Genomic DNA, 17,660 nt, shown 5'->3' with positions numbered 1-17,660 from the left:
CGATGCCCCGCTCTGCGAACGCCAAAATCCAGCGAGAAAGGCCAGCCGCGCGTCCGGTTCTTTCCAAAGCTCGGGGCGCGGGCAAGGCTGCGCGCACGGAAAGAAATTGCTCCGTCGCGCGAACGCTGGACGTTGTTTCCGATGCCTGGGCGTTCCTGATCATCCGCGAAGCGTTTTTCGGCACCCAGACGTTCGAGGCCTTTCGCGCCGCGCTCGGCATTCCCCGCGCGACGCTCACCGACAGGCTGCGAAAATTGACGCGGCTGTCGATTTTCCGGCAGGTCGCAACGCCGGGTTCGCAACGCCGGGAATACCGGCTGACCAAGATGGGGTTTGATCTTTATCCGAGCTTCATCGCGTTGATGCAGTTCGGCGATCGCTGGCTTACAGCCGGGAAAGCGCCGCCGCTGACCTTGGTTCACATGACATGCGGCTGCGAGAGCCATCCTTATGTGGCCTGCTCAAGCTGCGGCGAAAAGCTCAACGCGAGGGACGTGAAGTATCGCGACGGCCCCGGTGCGGGGCGACGTCCGGCCAAGGCTGGCCGCAACACTCGCCGCGCTTCGGATGGCAGCCGGTTTTCACTGGGACGGCCGAGTTCGGTGTCGCGGGCGCTTGAAATCATCGGCGACAAATGGAGCTTCATGGTGGTGCGGGAAGCGTTTTTCGGCAACCGTCGCTACGACAAGATCCAGTCCGAGCTTGCCATCGCTCCTAATATTCTGACCGACCGGCTGTCGCGGCTGGTGGCGAGCGGCGTGTTTCATCGGCGTCTCTATCAGAACGCGCCCGACCGCTATGAATATCTTCTGACCGACATGGGACTGGACCTGTATGGCCCGTTCGTTGCGATGCTGCGATGGGGCGATCGCTGGCTGGCCGCCAACAAGCCTCCGCTGGCGTTGAAGCATCTGACCTGCGGACATGATTTCTTCGCAGCAGTGATCTGCGACCATTGCAAGAAGCCGATCATCGCCGCCGACATGAAATACAAGCTGACGTACGATCCCAAGGCTTTTGGCGCCCTGGGTCCGCGCTCGATCAGCTAGATCTCACATCCGGTTCAACGCTTCGACCAGCTTGAAGCGCATGATCTTGCCCGAACCCGTTCGCGGGATTTCCGGCACGAGATGCGTCGCTTCCGGAATCTTGTAAGATGACAGGTGCGCGCGGCAATGCTCCAGCAGCGAGGCGACGTCGATCTCGCCGTTCTTCGCCACCACGAACAAGCAAGGCACCTCGCCGAGCGTCGCGTGCTGGATGCCGACCACCGCGCAATCGGTTATTTGCGGATGGCGCGCAACGACCTCCTCGATTTCGGCGGGCGCGATATTCTGTCCGCCCCTGATGATCAGTTCCTTGATACGGCCGGTGATGGTCAGGTAACCGGACGCGTCCGATTTGGCGAGGTCGCCGGTGTGATACCAGCCCTTGCGCAGCGCCGACGCCGTCTCGGCCGGCTTGTTGTGGTATCCCATCATCAGGTTCGGGCCGCGCACGATCAGTTCACCCTCGCCGCCGAACGGCACATCTTCACGTGACGATGGATCGACGATCCTTACCGCCAGGCCCGGCACCGGCAGACCGCAGGATCCCAACGGCCGCGCGCCGTTCAGCCAGTTCATGGTGACCATCGTCGAGGTTTCGGTGATGCCGTAACCGTCGAGCAGCGGCTTTCCAAACCGGTCCTCGAAAGCCTTGTTCAGGGTTGCCGGCATGATCGCGCCGGCCGAGATACAAAGCCTGATGTTGCCGAGCTGATCGACGCCGCTCTCCTGCGCGCGCTGCAACAGATAATGAAACATCGTCGGCACGCCCGGAAAGACCGAATATCTGCCGGTCTGCATCAATTCCAGCACCTGCTGCGGCGAGAATTTTTCCAGAATATGCTCGCTGGCGCCGACGGCGAGAACGCCGAGCACGGACAGATTCAGGCCGTAGGAATGAAACAGCGGCAATGGCGACAGCACGACGTCCTTGTCGCTAAGCCCGCAGATCGGCACCCAGCATGATGCGGCGATCCACAACATGCCGCGCAGCGACAGCAGCACGCCCTTGGCCCGTCCGGTCGTGCCTGATGTGTAGATGATGAAAGAGGCGTGATCGATGCTTTCAGGATCGAGCGGACGCGCATCGCTGTCTTCAGCGAGAGCGGCCATCGCCGGGCCGGCCTGCGGCGCATCCTTGCCGGCATAGATGACCGCGAGCGAGCTGCCCTCCTCGCGCGCAATCTTCGCGATCAGGTCCTTGCGGGCAGCGGTGGTAATCAGCGCACGACAGCCGGCGTCGGACAACCGATAGCTGATCTCGCCTTCCACCGCGTCGTAACTGATGGGAACCAGAACCGCGCCGGCGCGCAGACCGGCGAAACACGCCTCGATCCAGTCAACGCTGTTCGGCAGGTAGATGCCGACCTTGTCGCCCTCGCGGATTCCCGCCTTGGAGAAACTGGCCGCGATCGACGCCGTGCGCTGGGCGAGCTCGGCGTAATTGATCGAGCGCGACGCATCGGAGAATGCGACCTGCTCCGGCCGCTCCCGGGCATGACGCGCCAGTAATTTCGATACCGGTTCTATCAGGTTGACGTGCAACATGATCCGCCCCGCTCTAAATCATGGTGAATCCGCCGCTGATGCTGAAGACCTGTCCGGTGATCCAGCTGCCAGCGTCGGATGCCAAGAGGGCGACCATCGGTGCGACGTCGGAGGGGCGGCCAAGCCGCCGGATCGCATAGGCCTTGACCAGTTTCTCACGGTTCGCCTCGACCCAGGCGCTGTCATGCGCGGTTTCGATCAGGCCAAGCGCGATCGAGTTGGCGGTCACGCCCGATCGTCCCATCTCGCGGGCCAGCGATTTCATCAGCGCGATGGTGCCGGCGCGCGACGCGGCGGCCAGCGCCAGGCCGGACTCGCCGACCCTTGATGAATCGCCCATGATCGAAATGATGCGGCCGTTTCCCGATGCCTCAAGCAGCGGTCCCGCGCTGTGGCAGCAGTTCAGCGCGCCATACAAGCAGGTATCGATCTGCTTGCGCCAGTCTTCCGGCGTGGTTTCGCTGAAGCGCTTGCGGAACACGAGGCCGGCATTGTTGACGAGAATATCGAGCCCGCCAAAGTCGGCCTTGACCCGGTCGACCATGTCCTTGACCACGGCAGCATCGGAAACATCCGCCTGATAGGCCTTGGCCTTGCCACCGGCCTTTTCGATCTCGCTGACCACGTTCTCGGCGTCCGCCTTCGATCCGTGATAGTTCACCGCAACGGCGGCGCCGTTTTCGGCCAACGTCTTTGAAATAGCCGCGCCGACATCCCTGCCGCCGCCGGTCACCAGAGCAACACGTCCCTTGAGATCAATCATCGGTCTTTCCTTTAGCTTTGAGGCTTGCTTGCTCCATGAGCCTGAAGATGCGCTCTGGAGTCATTGGGAGTATGGAGACTTCGATATCGAGCGGTAACAGCGCATCCGCGATCGCATTCGCAATCGCAGCCGGGGCTCCGATCGTGCCCCCCTCGCCCATGCCGCGGAATCCGCCGGCAACGGCCGATTCACTTTCGATATGGACCACATCCATCAGCGGCACTTCCGGCGCCGAAGGAATGACATAGTCGACGAGACTGGCGGTCAGAAGCTGACCTTCGTCGTCGTAGATCAGCTCCTCGTATAGCGCCGCGCCAATTCCCTGCGCCACGCCGCCGTGGACCTGGCCATCCACGATCATGGGATTGATGATTCTTCCGCAGTCCTCGGCGACGACATATTTGTGGATCCGGACAAAGCAGCTGACGGGATCAACCTCGACCACGGCGAGATGCGTGGCGCAAGCCGTGGTCCCATTGATGGGATCGTAGGTGTAGCTGGCTTCGAGCTCTTCGCGCGCATCGACCGGCAGCGTCTTCATGTCGGAATAGACCGCCTTCGATATCTGCTTGAACGTAACCATGCGGTCGGTGCCGCCGACCCTGGCGATGCCGTTTTCGATTTCGATGTCGTCCTGGTTGGCTTCGAGCAAATGCGAGGCGACCCGCCTGATTTTCTCGCGCAGCAACCGCGAGGCGTGCTTGGCCGCGCCGCCGCCGAGCACCGCGCTGCGGCTGGCATAGGTGCCGGTCGACATCGGCACCGCGTCGCTGTCGCCCTGAATGACGCGGATATCCTCGAACCTGGCGCCGAGGTCATCGGCGATGATTTGCGCCAGCGTCGTTTCAAGTCCCTGCCCGTGCGACGCGACGCCGAATGCCGCCGTGATCGATCCGGTCGCGTCGATGCGGATCTTGGCGGTCTCCGAGCCAGTGTTGATCGGCATTCCCGGCGCCACCGCGATGCGCGATCCTATTCCGGTCAATTCCGCGTAGGTGGCAAGACCAATGCCGAACAGCCGTCCACCCTTGCGCGCGTCAAGCTGCTGCGCGCGGAGCCCGGCATAGTCGGCGGCTCCCGCAACCGCATCGAGGCACTCGATGAACCCGGTCTTGTCCCAGATGATTCCGGATGCGATCCGGTAGGGAAATTCCTCGGCCCGAACCAGATTGCGCCGCCGGATTTCCAGGGGATCAAGACCGAGCGCCTTCGCCCCCATGTCCATCAGCCGTTCGGTCACAAAGGTCGAAATCGGCCGCCCTACTCCGCGATAAGGACCAGTCGGCGGCTTGCTGGTGGCGACGCCGCGAACGGCCCCACGATAGGAACCGATCTTATAAGGGCCCGGCAGGAAGCTCACGACCTGCACGGTCTCAAGGCCGCAGGTCCAGGGATAGATCGAGTAGGCGCCGACATCTCCGATCACATCCGCCTGCAACGTGACAGCGTGGCCGTCCCTGTCAAAACCCATCTCGGCTTCGACGACTTCCGCGAACGCCTGGCTGCTGCTGCTGACATCCTCCAGGCGATCCGCCGTCCATCTCAGCGAACGGCCGAGCTTCCGGGCGGCGATGCACATGAAGAGCTCTTCCGGATAGAGCGAGCCTTTCGATCCAAAACTTCCGCCGACATCAGGCGCGATCACCCGCAGGCGATTACCGGGCAGGTCCAGCGATTCTGAAATGGCATCGCGGACGATGCCGGGAATATTCGACGAGGTGTAGAGCGTGATCGCCCTGCGTTTGGCGTCATACTCGGCGGTGTAGCTTCGCGGCTCCATCGCCAGCGGCGCCTTGCGCGTCATCTCGAAGCGGCCGCTCACCCGCACCGTCGAGGCCTTCATGTCGGCGGCAGCATCACCCTTCTTGAATTCGCGAGAAATCAGAACGTTGGTGCCGGCCTCTTCATGCAGCAGCGGGGCATCCTTTGCAGCGGCACGCTCGGCCCGCGCGACCGCGCCCAGCGGCTCATAGTCGATCTCGATCAATTCCAGCGCGTCTTCGGCGAGGTAGCGCGACGTCGCGATCACCGCCACCACAGCCTCGCCGACATAGCGGACCTTGCCGGACGCCAGCGGCACAATCGGCGTCGCGTAGTAATTCGGCATTCGCGAAAACGGAATCACCGGCTTGAAATCGTCGGCGACGTTTTCCGCCGTCAATACCGCGACCACGCCGGGGACCGCTTGAGCCGCCGTAGTGTCGATGCGCAAAATTCGCGCATGCGATTGCTCACTGCGGCGAAACGCGACATGCAGAGCGCGATCCGGCTTGCGATCGGCGGTGTATTCGCCGCTCCCGGTCAGGAGTCGCGGATCCTCCGTGCGCTTGATCGGTGATCCGACGTGACGCGGCCGCAGGATATCCGACGGATGAGCCAGGCTGTCCTTACTCATATCCCTCGTTTCCCTTGCGCAGGCTTTGCCACTGCGCATCGTCATGGCCGCAGATCACGGTCGCGCCCGATTTTTCGATCCGCCGCGCCTCCTGGTAGGACTGCAGCAGCAGATCGGCATTCCAGGTGTTCCGTGGCACCGTATCGGTATCGAGGCTTTGCCGCAGGCTGATCGAGTCGGAAGCCAGCAGGAACGGGCCGTCGCGATCGAGATTGACCAGCGCGCCGAGCATCCCCGGCGTATGCCCCGGCAGCGGGATCAACACCACGCTGCCATCGCCGAACAAATCCTTTTCGCCTTCCACCATTTGCGTCGGCTGGCCACAATCCCAATCGGCGCGAAGATAGCCGGAGGATTCCGCGCCGGCCGCGTTGGCGGCTTCGACTTCCTTGGCGTGCGCGTAGAACGTTGCCTTCTTGAAGAATTGATTGCAGCCGCAATGATCGGGGTGAAAATGCGAATTCACCACCACGTCGATGTCTTCGGGGTTGACGCCGAGGCAGGCCAGACTTGGCATCAGCATCTCGTCCGCGCTCATGATCGGGGTCATCACCCAGGCGAGCGCGCCCCAGCGTTCCTCGGCATGGTCGACAACCGACGGATGGCAGCCGGTATCGAACAGCACATTGCCCTGCTTGTGCCTGATCAGCGCACTGCTCACCGGCAGCTCGATCGTTTCACTCCGATCCGCGCCGGGAATATAGATGCCCTTCTTCATGCGAACGCGGCCGGCCGGCAGAAAATTCAGCTTCATGAAGGCTCCTTGTTGCGCAACGCCGCGGCGGATCGAATCGCCGCAACGATGTTCTGGTATCCGGTGCAGCGGCAGAGATTGCCCGACAGCCCCTCCCTGATGTCGTCGTCGCTGGCGAGCGGATATTTGCGAAGCAGGTCTTCGCCAGTCATCAGCATCCCCGGCGTGCAGAACCCGCATTGCAGGCCGTGATGCTCCCTGAACTGGGTTTGCAGCACGTTGAGGGCTTCCGGCGTTCCCAATCCCTCGACTGTCACGATTTCAGCACCGTCGGCCTGCACCGCAAGCGTGAGGCAGGAGCGGACACTGTCTCCGTTCATCAGGACGGTGCAGGCGCCGCAGACGCCGTGTTCGCAGCCGACATGCGTGCCCGTCAGCCCCAGAGTCTCGCGGAGAAAATCCGACAGCAGCAGGCGCGGCTCGACATTTTGCACCTCCTGCACCGTGCCATTGACCGTCACTGCGATAGGGATGGTCATGACGAGCCTTCGCCCGCGCGATGCAATGCAGCCGTCAAGGCTTTCTCGGCGAGCGCGCCCACCAAACGGCGGCGATAGTCGGATGAGGCGTGAATGTCGGTGTTCGGCGCGACATTCGATCGCAAGACATCCGCGAACCTCCCGGTCGCGGCGGAATCGATCTCCGCTTCACACAGGGCCCGTTCGGCCATTTTGAGCCGCAGCGGCGTCTCCGCGACCCCCATCACGGCGACGCGGGCGTCGACGATCTTGCGACCCCTGCGCTCGATCGAAACTGCGATGCAGGCGAGCGCAAAATCGCCGAAACGGCGCGAGACTTCTTCAAACCCCCAGCCATTGTGCCTGGTCAAAAGCGGAAATTCGATTTCGACAACGATCTCGTCCGGTTCGAGGCAGTTCGCAAGCGCATCGATAAAGAATTCTCCGGCGGGGATTTTGCGCCGGCCCGACGGGCCCTGAGCAATGATCGTTGCATCATAGAACACCGCGAGCATGGGCAGTTCGGCCGCCGGGTCGGCATGTGACAGGCTGCCGCCGATGGTACCCCGGTTGCGTATCGCAAGATGCGCGACATACCGCATCGCCGCCGACATGACCGGCAGCTTCGATGCGATCAATGGAGATCTTTCGATCTCGCAATGCCGCGTCAGCGCACCGATCACGACCTTGTCGCCACGCACGTCAATGAACGACAGACCCTCGATACGCTTGAGGTCGACCAGGATCGACGGTCGCGCCATCCTGAAGTTCAACAGCGGCATCAGGCTTTGACCGCCGGCGAGAATTTTTCCATCGCCATTGGAAGCCGCGAGCGCCTCGACCGCCGCATCCAGCGTTGTCGGCGCCACATAGTCGAACCTGGCCGGCTTCATATAAGCTGCTCCAAGGTCTTGGTACCGTTCAGCCTGCGCGCCATGTGCAGACTTTACTCTCCGCGAAACAGTGGGGGCCGCTTTTCCGCAAACGCCCGCCTGCCCTCTTTGAAATCCTCGCTGTCCGAAGCGGCATCGATCATCTGCTGAGCGAGCGCAAGATCAAGGGCGCCTGATCCCGTGGACAGGCCATTCAGCATGAATTTGGCGCCGGCGATCGACAGTGGAGCATTGCTCGCAAGTTTTGCCGCAAATTGTTCCGCCGCTATCTCAACATGGTCCACGACCTCATCGAGCAAGCCCATCGACCGTGCCTGACTCGCCTCATAACGGTCACCCGAATAGAGAATCCGCTTGGCGTTCGCGATTCCGGCCAAAGCCAGCAGCCGCTGCACGCTGCGAACGCCATAAACGATGGAAAGCTTGGCGGAAGGAATTCCAACCACGGCGCTACGATCGGCAAACCGGAAGTCGCAAGCGAGCGCAAGATGACACCCGCCGCCGAGACAGTAACCGGAGATCGCCGCGATAACCGGCTTTCGCAATTCCGCAATCGCGTTCGAGCATTGATCGACGGCGACTTCGTAATCGGCGCTCTGCCGTTTGTTGACGCGGATGGAGTCAAATTCCGAAATATCGGCGCCGACGCTGAAGTTCTTTCCAGCCCCCGTCAATATGACGGCGCGAACAGCCTTGTCTTGCGCAAAGCGGGAGAAAATGGTCGCGAGTTCGCGCCACATCGCAAGCGTCACCGCATTGCGTATGGCGGGCCTGTTCAACGAAACACGCGCGATGCCGTCATGCTCGGTGACGGTTATTTCCTGGCTCAAGACGTTTCCTCCCCGGCTGCCATCGCCGCGACGCAGCGGAACAACCACTTCGACTTTCAGACGCCGGTCGAGCTCAAGGTTTCCCGGTCGTCAGTGCCGATTTGTCACTTGCATAAGTAGACTTAAGCCGCCGATCCGGTCAAATGAAAAAGGCGGCCAACCGGCCGCCTTTTATTTACCTCCGTTGCTGCCGGCTTATTGGCACGGATGTCGGGCGCCATCGTAACCGAGGAACGTACCCGACGCTCGGTCGTAGGAATGGTAGCGTTGAGCACAGGAGGAGGAGTCCGGACCGCCCATGGAAGCATACGCTCCGCTGTTGCCGAACGGCACCGGCGCCGCTTCACCTCCGGATCCGCGCGGCCAGGGCCGATTGGCCCCGAGAACATCCCCGTTTGGGTGATAGAATGCATAGGCGCCCGGCTCCTGGACCGCCGCCTGTGCAAATACCGGCGTTGCCGTGATCACCGACAGGATGGCTACCGCGCCGAAGATTTTTGATCTGGTCATAATTTTCTTTCTCCATGGATCGATCCGTTGCAGGGCTCGCGAGGCCCAGGATCGGCACGTGCATTCAATTCCGTGTGACCTTTGAAGCGCGAATCTCAACTGCGTTCTGCACGTTCAGAAGCACACCTCGCGATGTAAGTTGAAAATCTCTTCGCACAACTAAAATTCGAATTTGTGAAGCCAACTGATTTTCTTCGAAAACTGCATGCAACGCTGGTCAACAACGGAAATGTTGAGGCTTGTCGAGCTGCCGATCAATTCTGCTGCTCAACATCAAATCTCGATAAATGCTGCTGTTCGATTTGCTCTGCCGGAGAACCGGCGATACTTCGGGAACACCTCGAGCGGCTGCCGTCGACGCCTTTCAGTCGACCTGCCCTCAACCGGGCCTGTCCGGGCAAACGATATCGACGCGGCCACCTGGTCCCGAAAAGATCGTCAGCCGGAAGCCGTGCAATTTGACGATCGCAGCCACCAGATTGAGGCCGAGGCCGACACCAGGCGTGCTTCTGATCTTGTCGGATCGGTAGAAGCGCCGCAGCACGGCGTCTCGTTCCTGTTCGTTAATGCCGCATCCGGTATCGGCGACGCGTATGATGGTTTCGCCATCGCCGCGGACCAGCTCGAGGCGCACCTGCCCGCCCTCGGGCGTAAATTTGATGGCATTGTCAACCAGGTTGGCAACAGCCTCGACCAGCAGATCCCGGTCGCCGCGGACCGTAAGTTCGCGCTCGATCTGGACCTTCAAGGCAACATTTTTGTTTTCCGCAATCGGCTCATAGATGTCGCACACTTCGCGCAAGAGTTCGCCCAGCGCGACGTCGCCGAAGCCCGCGGCGCGCCGGCTGTTTTCGATCTCGGCCAGGCGCAGCAATGCCGTAATGATCGCCAGCGACTGATCGATACCCGCGATCGCCTTGTCGGAGACGGCCTGAAGCTGCTCCAGTGTGGCCGCGTTGCTGCGCCCGCGCTCAAGGGTAAGCCGCGCGCGCGTCAAGGGCGTCCGCAAGTCGTGAGCGATATCATTGCCGACGCCGGCAAGCGCGTGGATCATGGTTTCCATTTCATCGAGCATGCCGTTGACGATGACCGCGAGCCTCGAGAACGGCTCGTCGACGTTACGATGCGGCAGCCGCTCGCGCAGGTCTCCGGCAATGATGCGCCGAACCCGTACGTTGACCTCTTCGACCCGCTTCTGGGCGCGCACGCTCAACCACGCACCGGCCAGCAGGCAAAGGCAAAACCCGGGCAGCAGGCCGAGCGCAAGCGCTTGACCGACCACGCTGGATATCTCCATGGCCTCGTCGACATTCCGTCCGAGAACCAGTACGTGGCCGTTTTGCATGCGCCGGGCGATCGCCCTGACAGTCTGAGGGCCGATGCGGTCCGTCCTGACAACGCTGGTGCTTTGCGCCACGGAGTCGATCTTCAGATCAGGCGGCAGGCTCTCGATATTGCCGATGATCCGATGACCGTCGGCGGCGAATATCGCGGCAAGCTGTACTCCTCTGGGATCCAGCTTCAGCCGTTCATTGACGGCTTCCAGCCGGCGTTCAGGCGACAGCTCCGCAATCCCGCTCATTTGCGCGGTGATGACGCGGTCGGACCGCGAGGTCAGATAGTCGTCGATCTTCCAGTAGATAAATCCGAACAGCAGGATGATAAAGATCGTGAACACGCCCGCCACGATGAAAGCCCAGTGGAAGGTGTTCGAGCGTGTGAACTGCGGTTGACGCATCAGACTTTCGCCGCCGGATGTCTTTGCCCAACGGCAGCGTGTCGCCGCCGCAGCCACTTGAAAGCTATGCCGCCGCGCGAAGAATGAAACCGGCGCCACGGACGTTCTGTATCATTGGAGTTTCGTCCGGTCCGTCCACCTTATGACGCAGACGGCCCATGTGCACGTCTACAAGGTTGGTCGTCGGAACGAATTTGTAATGCCATACTTCTTCAAGCAGCATCGCCCGCGTCAGCAACTGGTCGCTGTGCTGCATCATATATTCCAACAAGCGAAATTCGCGCGGCAGCAAATCGATCACCCGATCGCCCCGCTTGGCGGTACGCTCGATCAGGTCGAGTTCCAGCGGCCCCACCCGCAGCGTGGTCTCGCGTGATTCCACCGGCCGGCGCAGCAACGCTTCGATTCTGGCGACCAGTTCCACGACCGCGAACGGCTTGGTGAGGTAGTCGTCGCCGCCCATCCGCAACCCGCGCACGCGATCGTTGACGGCGCCGAGCGCGCTCAGCACCAGCACCGGGGTACGGACCTGTTCCTTTCGCAGAGTCTCAATCACGGTGAGGCCGTCCATTCCGGGCAGCAACCGGTCGACGATCATGGCGTCGGGCCGCGATGAGCGCGCTCTGTCGAGACCTTCAATTCCATTGGCCGACCATTCGACATCAAAGCCGCGATCGGTCAACTCGGCTGTGATTTCCTCAGCCGTTTCAGCGTCATCCTCGATCAAAAGCACTTTTGTCATCAGCGGATTCCCGACTGCCGCGAAACCATTCGCAATACTCAAGCCCGGTATTCCCAGAGCCGGAGGCTTGTTGCCCGAGACCAATGTCATCATGTCAACCACCTGCTAATATGTCACGGCTTCGCTCGTAAAGAGCCGGACAGCGCGCGCCCGCTTTATGAGGGGGGCATAAGACGTGGCGCGCACCGTCCGCTCGGCAGCCATTGACACCGCCTCCGGGGGGGGCAAGCGCGGTGAGACCGCCCGCCGAAATCATAGGCAGGGTCACCCAGCCGCACCATTAAATAGGGTTTTATGATTGGCGTTCCGCCCCGGGGCGAGCGAGGTCAGGACGTCCGTACCGCCTGCGGCTGGGTTCGCACCTTGCTGCCATCAGCCAGGTCGACCGCCGGATTAAGGATCAACTGGTCGCCACGCTTGACGCCGCTGTTGATCTCGACCTCCTGCCCAAGGTCGCGCACCACCGCGACCTTGCGCAGGTGCACAACGCCGTTCTCGACCGCGGCGACCTGTAACCCGGCTGCATTGAAGATCAGCGCATCGGCCGACACCTTGTAGCTCGGCACCTTGCGCGGAATATGAAGCTCGATCGTGCAGTAGGTCCCGGGCGTCAGAACGCCATCCGGATTTGGAATATCGATTTCGGTCAGCAGGGTTCGGGAGCCGGGCTGCAAGGCGTCAGCAATCCGCGTCACCTTGCCCGGAAAACTCCGATCCGGCATTTCCGGAACGTGGACCACGGCATCGATTCCCGGCTGTAATCCGAAGGCCTCGTCCTGCGGCACGAACACCTGCGTTCGGATGACGTTACCTTGCATGATCGTGAACATGAAGGTGCCGCTGGTCGCGTCGGCCTGCACCAGGGTGCCGATATCGACATTGCGCTGGGTAATGACGCCGTCGAACGGGGCGATCACGCGCTGATAGATCTTCTGCTGATGCAGCACCTGAACCTGGGCTTCTTCCGCGACGACGTTGGCTTGCGCGACGGAGACCGCGGCTTGCTGCGCTTTCAACGTCTGAACGTCGATGGTGCCCTGCTGCGCCGTCAGCCAGCCCTTGCCGACCAGAGGACTATCGCGGTCCCAGGTCACCTTTGCGAGTTCGCTGTTGGCCTGTGCCTGCTGCAACGCCGCCTGCAGTTGACCCAGCGTGGCGTCGGCCTGCGCGATCTGATGGTCGAGTTCGGGCGCCACGATCTCCGCCAGCAACTGTCCGGCCTTGACCCGGTCGCCGATATCGACCTCGCGCTTGGCAATATATCCGCTGGCACGCGCGAAGATATTCGCCGTCGAGAATGCCGACGTCGTCGCGGGAAGACTGACGACCTCGACGCCGTCGCTCGGTTGCACCGTCGTCACGCGGACGTCGGGAACGAAATCGTGGCTTTGCTCCGCCGTGGCCGCCACTTCGCGATCCTGCGAATAATGCCTCCATGCGCCGGAAGCCAGTGCTGCCGCGAGTGCCAGCACCGGAACGATGGCCAATAGCCTACCTCGCCATCGCCGCTTCACCTCACGCGTGACCGGCATCTTTTGAGGTTCACGGCCGGTCACTTCCGACGCCTCTCGATTCAGGGGTTCATGGAAGTTCATTCGAGCACCTCGTCAAATACGCCGTGATGGGTCTTGCCGTCATTGCCTTTTCGCAGCATGGCGAACAGATACGGCACCACCAGCAGCGTCGTGGGCGTTGCGAACAACAGGCCGCCGATCACCGCGCGCGCCAGTGCAGCGTTCTGTTCCTCGCCTGCCGCGCCAATCGCCATCGGGATCATGCCGACGATCATCGCCGCGGCCGTCATCAGCACCGGCCGGATCCGCGTGTGCCCCGCCTCGATGGCGGCTTCGAAGGCTGTCTTGCCCGCCAGCTGCTGCTCCCGGGCAAACGTCACCAGCAGAATGGAATTCGCCGAAGCGACGCCGACCGCCATGATCGCGCCCATCAGGGACGGCACGTTGAGCGTGGTGCCGGTGATGAACAGCATGGTGAGGATGCCGCACAACGTCGCCGGCAAAGCCAGGATGACGACGAACGGATCGCCGAAATTCTGATAGTTCACGACCATCAGCAAATAGACGAATACGGAAGCGAACAGCAGGCCGATGCCGAGATCGAGAAACGCATTGTTCATGCTCTGGATCTGGCCGATCACCTCGATGGTATTTCCGGGCTTCAGCTGCTTCTGCATGTCCGTCACGATCTTGCTGATCTGGCTGGAAACGCTGCCGAGGTCGCGGTCCTGAACGCTGGCATACACCTCATAGACCGGCTGCACGTTGGCCTGATTGCTGTTGGTCGGAATGCTGCCGCGGCTGAACGTCGCCACGTTGCCGAGCAGACCGGGCACCGGAACATCGGTGACGGTTGAAGATATCGAGGAAGAAACCGGCGTATTGCTGAGATCGCTGAGCGAACTGATCCGGTTCTCCGGTGTCTGCACCGCGAGATAATAGGGGATGCCCGACTTGGGGTCGGTCCAGAAATTCGGCGTGACCTGCTCCGACGAGCTCAGGCTGACATTGACGTTGGTGGCGATGGTGTCCGCATTGAGCCCGAGTTGAGCGGCCCGGGTGCGGTCGATGTCGGCGTAAAACTCCGGCGCATCGACCTCCTGCTGAAGATGGGCATCCGCTATTCCCGGAATAGCCGCGATGCGCTGACGCAGCAGGTTCGCGACACGCAGATTGTTGGCCTTGTCGTAGCCGACGGTGCGGACGTCGATTTGCGCCGGCAGACCGAAGTTGAGAATCTGGGTGACGATATCCGCCGCCTGGAAGTAGAACGTGTCCTCCGGGAATGCTTCGGGCAGCGCTGCGCGGAGCTTGCGCACATAGTCGCTGGTCGGCTTGTGGCCTTCCTTCAACGAGACGAGGATCACGCCGTCATTGACGCCGATGGTCGAGCCGTCCGTGAACGCGAGATTATAGGCCCGCGCCGGCAGCCCGATATTGTCGACCACCAGATCGCGGTCGCTCGCGGGGATGATTTCGCGGATCTTGTTTTCCACGGCCTGGAAAATGCGCTCGGTCGCCTCGATACGGGTTCCCGCAGGCGCCCGGACGTGGAGCTGAATCTGTCCGCCATCGATGGCCGGAAAGAAGTCGCGGCCGACCAGCGGGAACATGACCGCCCCAAGCCCGAGCACCATGATCACGATGACCGGAATGATGAAGCGATGATTCAGTAGCTCCGCGAGCATGCGCGAATAGCTGTGACGCATGGTTTCGAAATGGCGTTCGAAGGCGGCATGAAAGCGCGCGAACCAGCCCGCCGAGGCAACATCGATCGGGCCATGATGCTCGCCCTTGAGCAGCAGCCCGATGATGATCGGCGTCAGCGTCCGCGACAGGCCGTAGGAAGCCAGCATGGCGAACACCACCGCGAGCCCAAGCGGCGTGAACAAATACTTCGCCGGCCCGTCGAGGAAAATCACCGAGGTGAAGACGCAACTGATCGCGAGCGTCGAAACCAGCGTCGGAATGGCGATGCCGGCGGCGCCATGCAGCGTCGCTTTCGGCAACGGCTGGCCTTCTTCTGTGAGCAGCCGGTGCGTATTCTCGATCGTGACCGTGGAATCGTCGACCAGAATACCGACCGCGAGCGCGAGGCCGCCGAGCGTCATGGTATTGAGGGTCTCGCCGAGGAAGTACAATACGGTCAGCGATGCCAGGATCGACAGCGGGATCGATATCATCACCACCACGGTCGATCGCCACGATCCCAGGAACAGCAGGATCATCAGCGCGGTGAGCCCGGCCGCAATCGCACCCTCGCGAAGCACCCCGGCAACCGACTGTTTGACGAACACCGACTGGTCGAACAATTCCCTGATTTCCATGCCGGGAGGCGCCGCGGCGCGCGCCGTCTGCAAGGCGCTGTGCACCGCATTGACGACGCTCAAGGTCGACGCATTGCCGTTCTTGATGATGCTGAGCAGAACCGAGTGGCGGCCGTTCTCCCGCACGATGTTCTGCTGCACCAGCCAGCCGTCGTGAACATGGCCGACATCCTTCACGAACACGGTTGCGCCGTTCACGACCTTGACCGGAATGTCGTTGAGATCGTCGATGCTTGCCGGCGTCGCATTGGTGCGAACGACGTATTGCTTGCTGCCGATTTTGGCAGTGCCCGCAGGAAGCGTCAGATTCTGCGCGTTGACCGCGTTCACCACGTCAAGTGGCGTCAGCCCCTTGGCGAGCAGCTTCGATGGATCGAGATCCACCATGATCTGGCGATACTTCCCTCCCGTGGGAGTCGGCAGCGTAATGCCGGGAATCGGGGCCAGTTGTTGGCGAATCCGATAGATGCCGTAGTCATAGAGCTGCTGCTCGTTAAGCGTGTCCGAGCTCAGGCTGATTTGCAAAACGGGCACGCTGGAAGCGTTGAACTGCACCACCAGCGGCGCCTGGATTCCCGGTGGCAATAATGCCCGGATCGCGTTGGTTGCCGAAACGATTTGGGCGATCGCAAGGTCAAGATTGACGTCGGGCTGGAAATAAATCTTCTGGACCGACAGGCCGGCCAGCGTCTGCGCCTCGATGTCCTTGATGCCGTTGACGTTCGAACTGATCGCATACTGGCTGTAGGTGGTGACGCGCTGCTCCATCTCCGGCGTGCTGAGGCCGGTGTAGCTCCAGATCACGGTCACGACGGGGATATCGATTTGCGGAAAAACGTCCGTCCGCATTTCACGGCAGGCGACGATACCCAAAAACAGGATCAGGGCCGCGACGACGTAAAACGTATGCGGAAATCGGAGGGCGAAACGAACAATGCCCATGACATATCCTTAATGCGCGCCCGCCTGCACCAGGGGAGCGGCGCGGATGTTGTTCGAAACCGGCGCCAGGGAGCCGGCACCTCGCTGTGTCGGCGGCGTCGCCGACGGCGGAAATTCCTCGCCGACCGCGAAACGCATCGCGGTGATCTCCTGCTGCCGGGTCACGACGATTTCCTGCGCCAGACGACGAAGCTGCTCGTTATGACCGTATCGCAACACGGCTTGCGCCAGGTCGATCGCGCCTTGATGATGGGACACCATCATCGCCACCAAATCGCGGTCGACATCGCCGGCCGGCTTGTCGGTCGCGTCCGCCATGATCTGGCTGATGGCGACGCCGTCGTCCGACGGGAGCGACGACTTATCGGGAGCGTCCATCCGATCCGCGACATAGTGGACCGGCACCGTTTCGTGGTTGTGACGCATCCTCATTGGCCCATGGGCCAGGGCGAGCGACGTCGCGGCGACCGACGTCGTGGTCGCAAACGAGATCACACGTTTGCGAATGAACGACCGCGAAAACAAAACCATATTAACTCCAGACACAACCGCCCGTAGCGTGGCCGGGCTTTTTCCACGGACCAGCTTGGGCGTTTCCCGATCTCTTTTTGGAAGGCTTGCCAAAAGGAGCTCCCGACAAGACAGTCAACGTCGGGGCCCATCAGACATGGGGAGCGAATACGCGGTTCTCAATTAAAAACGAATTTATAGTCCCAAAGCCGTTTTTTAAACGGCAAGCGCCACCGCCATTGGATCAACTCATATTCTCGCGCGATCAACGATCGGTGATTTTTTCCTCGGCGCGGTTCAAGCGCAAGTGAGGATGGCGACTCCGCAGGCCCGATAGCGATATTGGAAACCCGAGATCGGCAACGGCGTGGACAGCGGAGCCGTTGCAACAGAGCAGCCCGTGGCCCCCAACATGTCGCTTCACATCGCTGATATTGCCCATCGCACGGCGAACAACACGTCCAAAACTAAATAACGATTTATAATGATGATGAAAAATCAGGCTCGCGGAAAATGTGATTCCAAGCGACGTCAAACTTCTCAGGCCTGTCAACAACATGGCAGCCCCATCCGACCTTCAATCACATTAACAAAAAATAGCTCCAGTCGAACTTTTATGTCGCGGCTATACGGGGTCGTCTCGATCAACCTCGATTTCCTATGCTCCTGAACGCAACTGCTGACCAACGG

General features: G+C 61.2%; 15 protein-coding genes. 1 reads left to right on the top strand and 14 read right to left on the bottom strand.

Annotated elements, in window-relative coordinates; genetic code table 11:
• The first annotated feature begins 2 nt into the window (after positions 1-2).
• Entirely contained in the window at positions 3-1,049 is a 1,047-nt protein-coding gene (locus tag BLV09_RS35605; RefSeq protein ID WP_146690745.1) for a winged helix-turn-helix transcriptional regulator, read from the top strand.
• 3 nt (positions 1,050-1,052) lie between these two features.
• Here the strand turns inward: BLV09_RS35605 and BLV09_RS35600 are convergent, their stop codons facing one another.
• The 14 genes from BLV09_RS35600 to BLV09_RS35535 all read right to left on the bottom strand — a co-directional run bounded on the left by BLV09_RS35600 (position 1,053) and on the right by BLV09_RS35535 (position 17,529).
• Entirely contained in the window at positions 1,053-2,594 is a 1,542-nt protein-coding gene (locus BLV09_RS35600; RefSeq protein ID WP_100383166.1) for a class I adenylate-forming enzyme family protein, read from the bottom strand.
• A 13-nt stretch (positions 2,595-2,607) separates the two neighbouring features.
• Positions 2,608-3,357, bottom strand: coding sequence for an SDR family NAD(P)-dependent oxidoreductase (locus BLV09_RS35595; protein ID WP_146690744.1), 750 nt, complete (start codon positions 3,355-3,357; stop codon positions 2,608-2,610).
• Complete coding sequence (locus BLV09_RS35590; protein WP_146690743.1) at positions 3,350-5,752, bottom strand: xanthine dehydrogenase family protein molybdopterin-binding subunit; 2,403 nt, start codon at positions 5,750-5,752, stop codon at positions 3,350-3,352. The genes BLV09_RS35595 and BLV09_RS35590 overlap by 8 nt, the downstream gene beginning before the upstream one ends.
• A complete protein-coding gene (locus BLV09_RS35585; protein ID WP_146690742.1) occupies positions 5,745-6,506 on the bottom strand; it encodes an N-acyl homoserine lactonase family protein in 762 nt (253 codons plus the stop codon). Before BLV09_RS35585 ends, BLV09_RS35590 begins: the two co-directional genes overlap by 8 nt.
• A complete protein-coding gene (locus BLV09_RS35580) occupies positions 6,503-6,985 on the bottom strand; it encodes a (2Fe-2S)-binding protein (RefSeq protein ID WP_100383170.1) in 483 nt (160 codons plus the stop codon). Before BLV09_RS35580 ends, BLV09_RS35585 begins: the two co-directional genes overlap by 4 nt.
• Entirely contained in the window at positions 6,982-7,857 is an 876-nt protein-coding gene (locus BLV09_RS35575; protein WP_146690741.1) for an FAD binding domain-containing protein, read from the bottom strand. Before BLV09_RS35575 ends, BLV09_RS35580 begins: the two co-directional genes overlap by 4 nt.
• Before the next feature lie 53 nt (positions 7,858-7,910).
• Positions 7,911-8,687: an enoyl-CoA hydratase-related protein gene (locus tag BLV09_RS35570; protein WP_146690740.1), complete on the bottom strand. Its 777-nt coding sequence runs from the start codon at positions 8,685-8,687 to the stop codon at positions 7,911-7,913.
• Between the two features lie 195 nt (positions 8,688-8,882).
• Positions 8,883-9,197 carry a BA14K family protein gene (locus tag BLV09_RS38380; protein ID WP_244548913.1) on the bottom strand — a complete coding sequence of 105 codons (315 nt, stop codon included), beginning with the start codon at positions 9,195-9,197 and terminating at the stop codon, positions 8,883-8,885.
• A 379-nt stretch (positions 9,198-9,576) separates the two neighbouring features.
• Entirely contained in the window at positions 9,577-10,935 is a 1,359-nt protein-coding gene (locus BLV09_RS35560) for a sensor histidine kinase (protein WP_146690739.1), read from the bottom strand.
• 64 nt (positions 10,936-10,999) lie between these two features.
• The gene (locus tag BLV09_RS35555; protein WP_146690738.1) at positions 11,000-11,677 is read right to left on the bottom strand and encodes a response regulator transcription factor; all 678 of its coding nucleotides are present in this window, start codon (positions 11,675-11,677) and stop codon (positions 11,000-11,002) included.
• A 326-nt stretch (positions 11,678-12,003) separates the two neighbouring features.
• Positions 12,004-13,272 (bottom strand): efflux RND transporter periplasmic adaptor subunit, encoded by a 1,269-nt coding sequence (locus tag BLV09_RS35550; RefSeq protein ID WP_146690737.1) that lies wholly within the window; start codon positions 13,270-13,272, stop codon positions 12,004-12,006.
• Entirely contained in the window at positions 13,269-16,460 is a 3,192-nt protein-coding gene (locus tag BLV09_RS35545) for an efflux RND transporter permease subunit (RefSeq protein ID WP_146690736.1), read from the bottom strand. Before BLV09_RS35545 ends, BLV09_RS35550 begins: the two co-directional genes overlap by 4 nt.
• A 9-nt stretch (positions 16,461-16,469) precedes the next feature.
• A complete protein-coding gene (locus tag BLV09_RS35540) occupies positions 16,470-16,991 on the bottom strand; it encodes a DUF305 domain-containing protein (RefSeq protein WP_197685012.1) in 522 nt (173 codons plus the stop codon).
• Positions 16,992-17,235: 244 nt separating this feature from the next.
• A complete protein-coding gene (locus BLV09_RS35535; RefSeq protein ID WP_146690735.1) occupies positions 17,236-17,529 on the bottom strand; it encodes a hypothetical protein in 294 nt (97 codons plus the stop codon).
• Positions 17,530-17,660 lie beyond the last annotated feature (131 nt).

The organism is Bradyrhizobium canariense, from assembly GCF_900105125.1.
Taxonomy (GTDB): Bacteria; Pseudomonadota; Alphaproteobacteria; order Rhizobiales; family Xanthobacteraceae; genus Bradyrhizobium; species Bradyrhizobium canariense_A.
Note: the sequence above shows the minus strand (reverse complement) of the source record. Positions and strands in the feature narration are given on the sequence as shown.

Coding starts and splice junctions, on each gene's coding strand:
- BLV09_RS35605 (WP_146690745.1), top strand. CDS start 3: ATGCCCCGCTCTGCGAACGCCAAAATCCAGCGAGAAAGGCCAGCCGCG.
- BLV09_RS35600 (WP_100383166.1), bottom strand. CDS start 2,594: ATGTTGCACGTCAACCTGATAGAACCGGTATCGAAATTACTGGCGCGT.
- BLV09_RS35595 (WP_146690744.1), bottom strand. CDS start 3,357: ATGATTGATCTCAAGGGACGTGTTGCTCTGGTGACCGGCGGCGGCAGG.
- BLV09_RS35590 (WP_146690743.1), bottom strand. CDS start 5,752: ATGAGTAAGGACAGCCTGGCTCATCCGTCGGATATCCTGCGGCCGCGT.
- BLV09_RS35585 (WP_146690742.1), bottom strand. CDS start 6,506: ATGAAGCTGAATTTTCTGCCGGCCGGCCGCGTTCGCATGAAGAAGGGC.
- BLV09_RS35580 (WP_100383170.1), bottom strand. CDS start 6,985: ATGACCATCCCTATCGCAGTGACGGTCAATGGCACGGTGCAGGAGGTG.
- BLV09_RS35575 (WP_146690741.1), bottom strand. CDS start 7,857: ATGAAGCCGGCCAGGTTCGACTATGTGGCGCCGACAACGCTGGATGCG.
- BLV09_RS38380 (WP_244548913.1), bottom strand. CDS start 9,197: ATGACCAGATCAAAAATCTTCGGCGCGGTAGCCATCCTGTCGGTGATC.
- BLV09_RS35560 (WP_146690739.1), bottom strand. CDS start 10,935: ATGCGTCAACCGCAGTTCACACGCTCGAACACCTTCCACTGGGCTTTC.
- BLV09_RS35555 (WP_146690738.1), bottom strand. CDS start 11,677: ATGACAAAAGTGCTTTTGATCGAGGATGACGCTGAAACGGCTGAGGAA.
- BLV09_RS35550 (WP_146690737.1), bottom strand. CDS start 13,272: ATGAACTTCCATGAACCCCTGAATCGAGAGGCGTCGGAAGTGACCGGC.
- BLV09_RS35545 (WP_146690736.1), bottom strand. CDS start 16,460: ATGGGCATTGTTCGTTTCGCCCTCCGATTTCCGCATACGTTTTACGTC.
- BLV09_RS35540 (WP_197685012.1), bottom strand. CDS start 16,991: ATGGTTTTGTTTTCGCGGTCGTTCATTCGCAAACGTGTGATCTCGTTT.
- BLV09_RS35535 (WP_146690735.1), bottom strand. CDS start 17,529: ATGTTGTTGACAGGCCTGAGAAGTTTGACGTCGCTTGGAATCACATTT.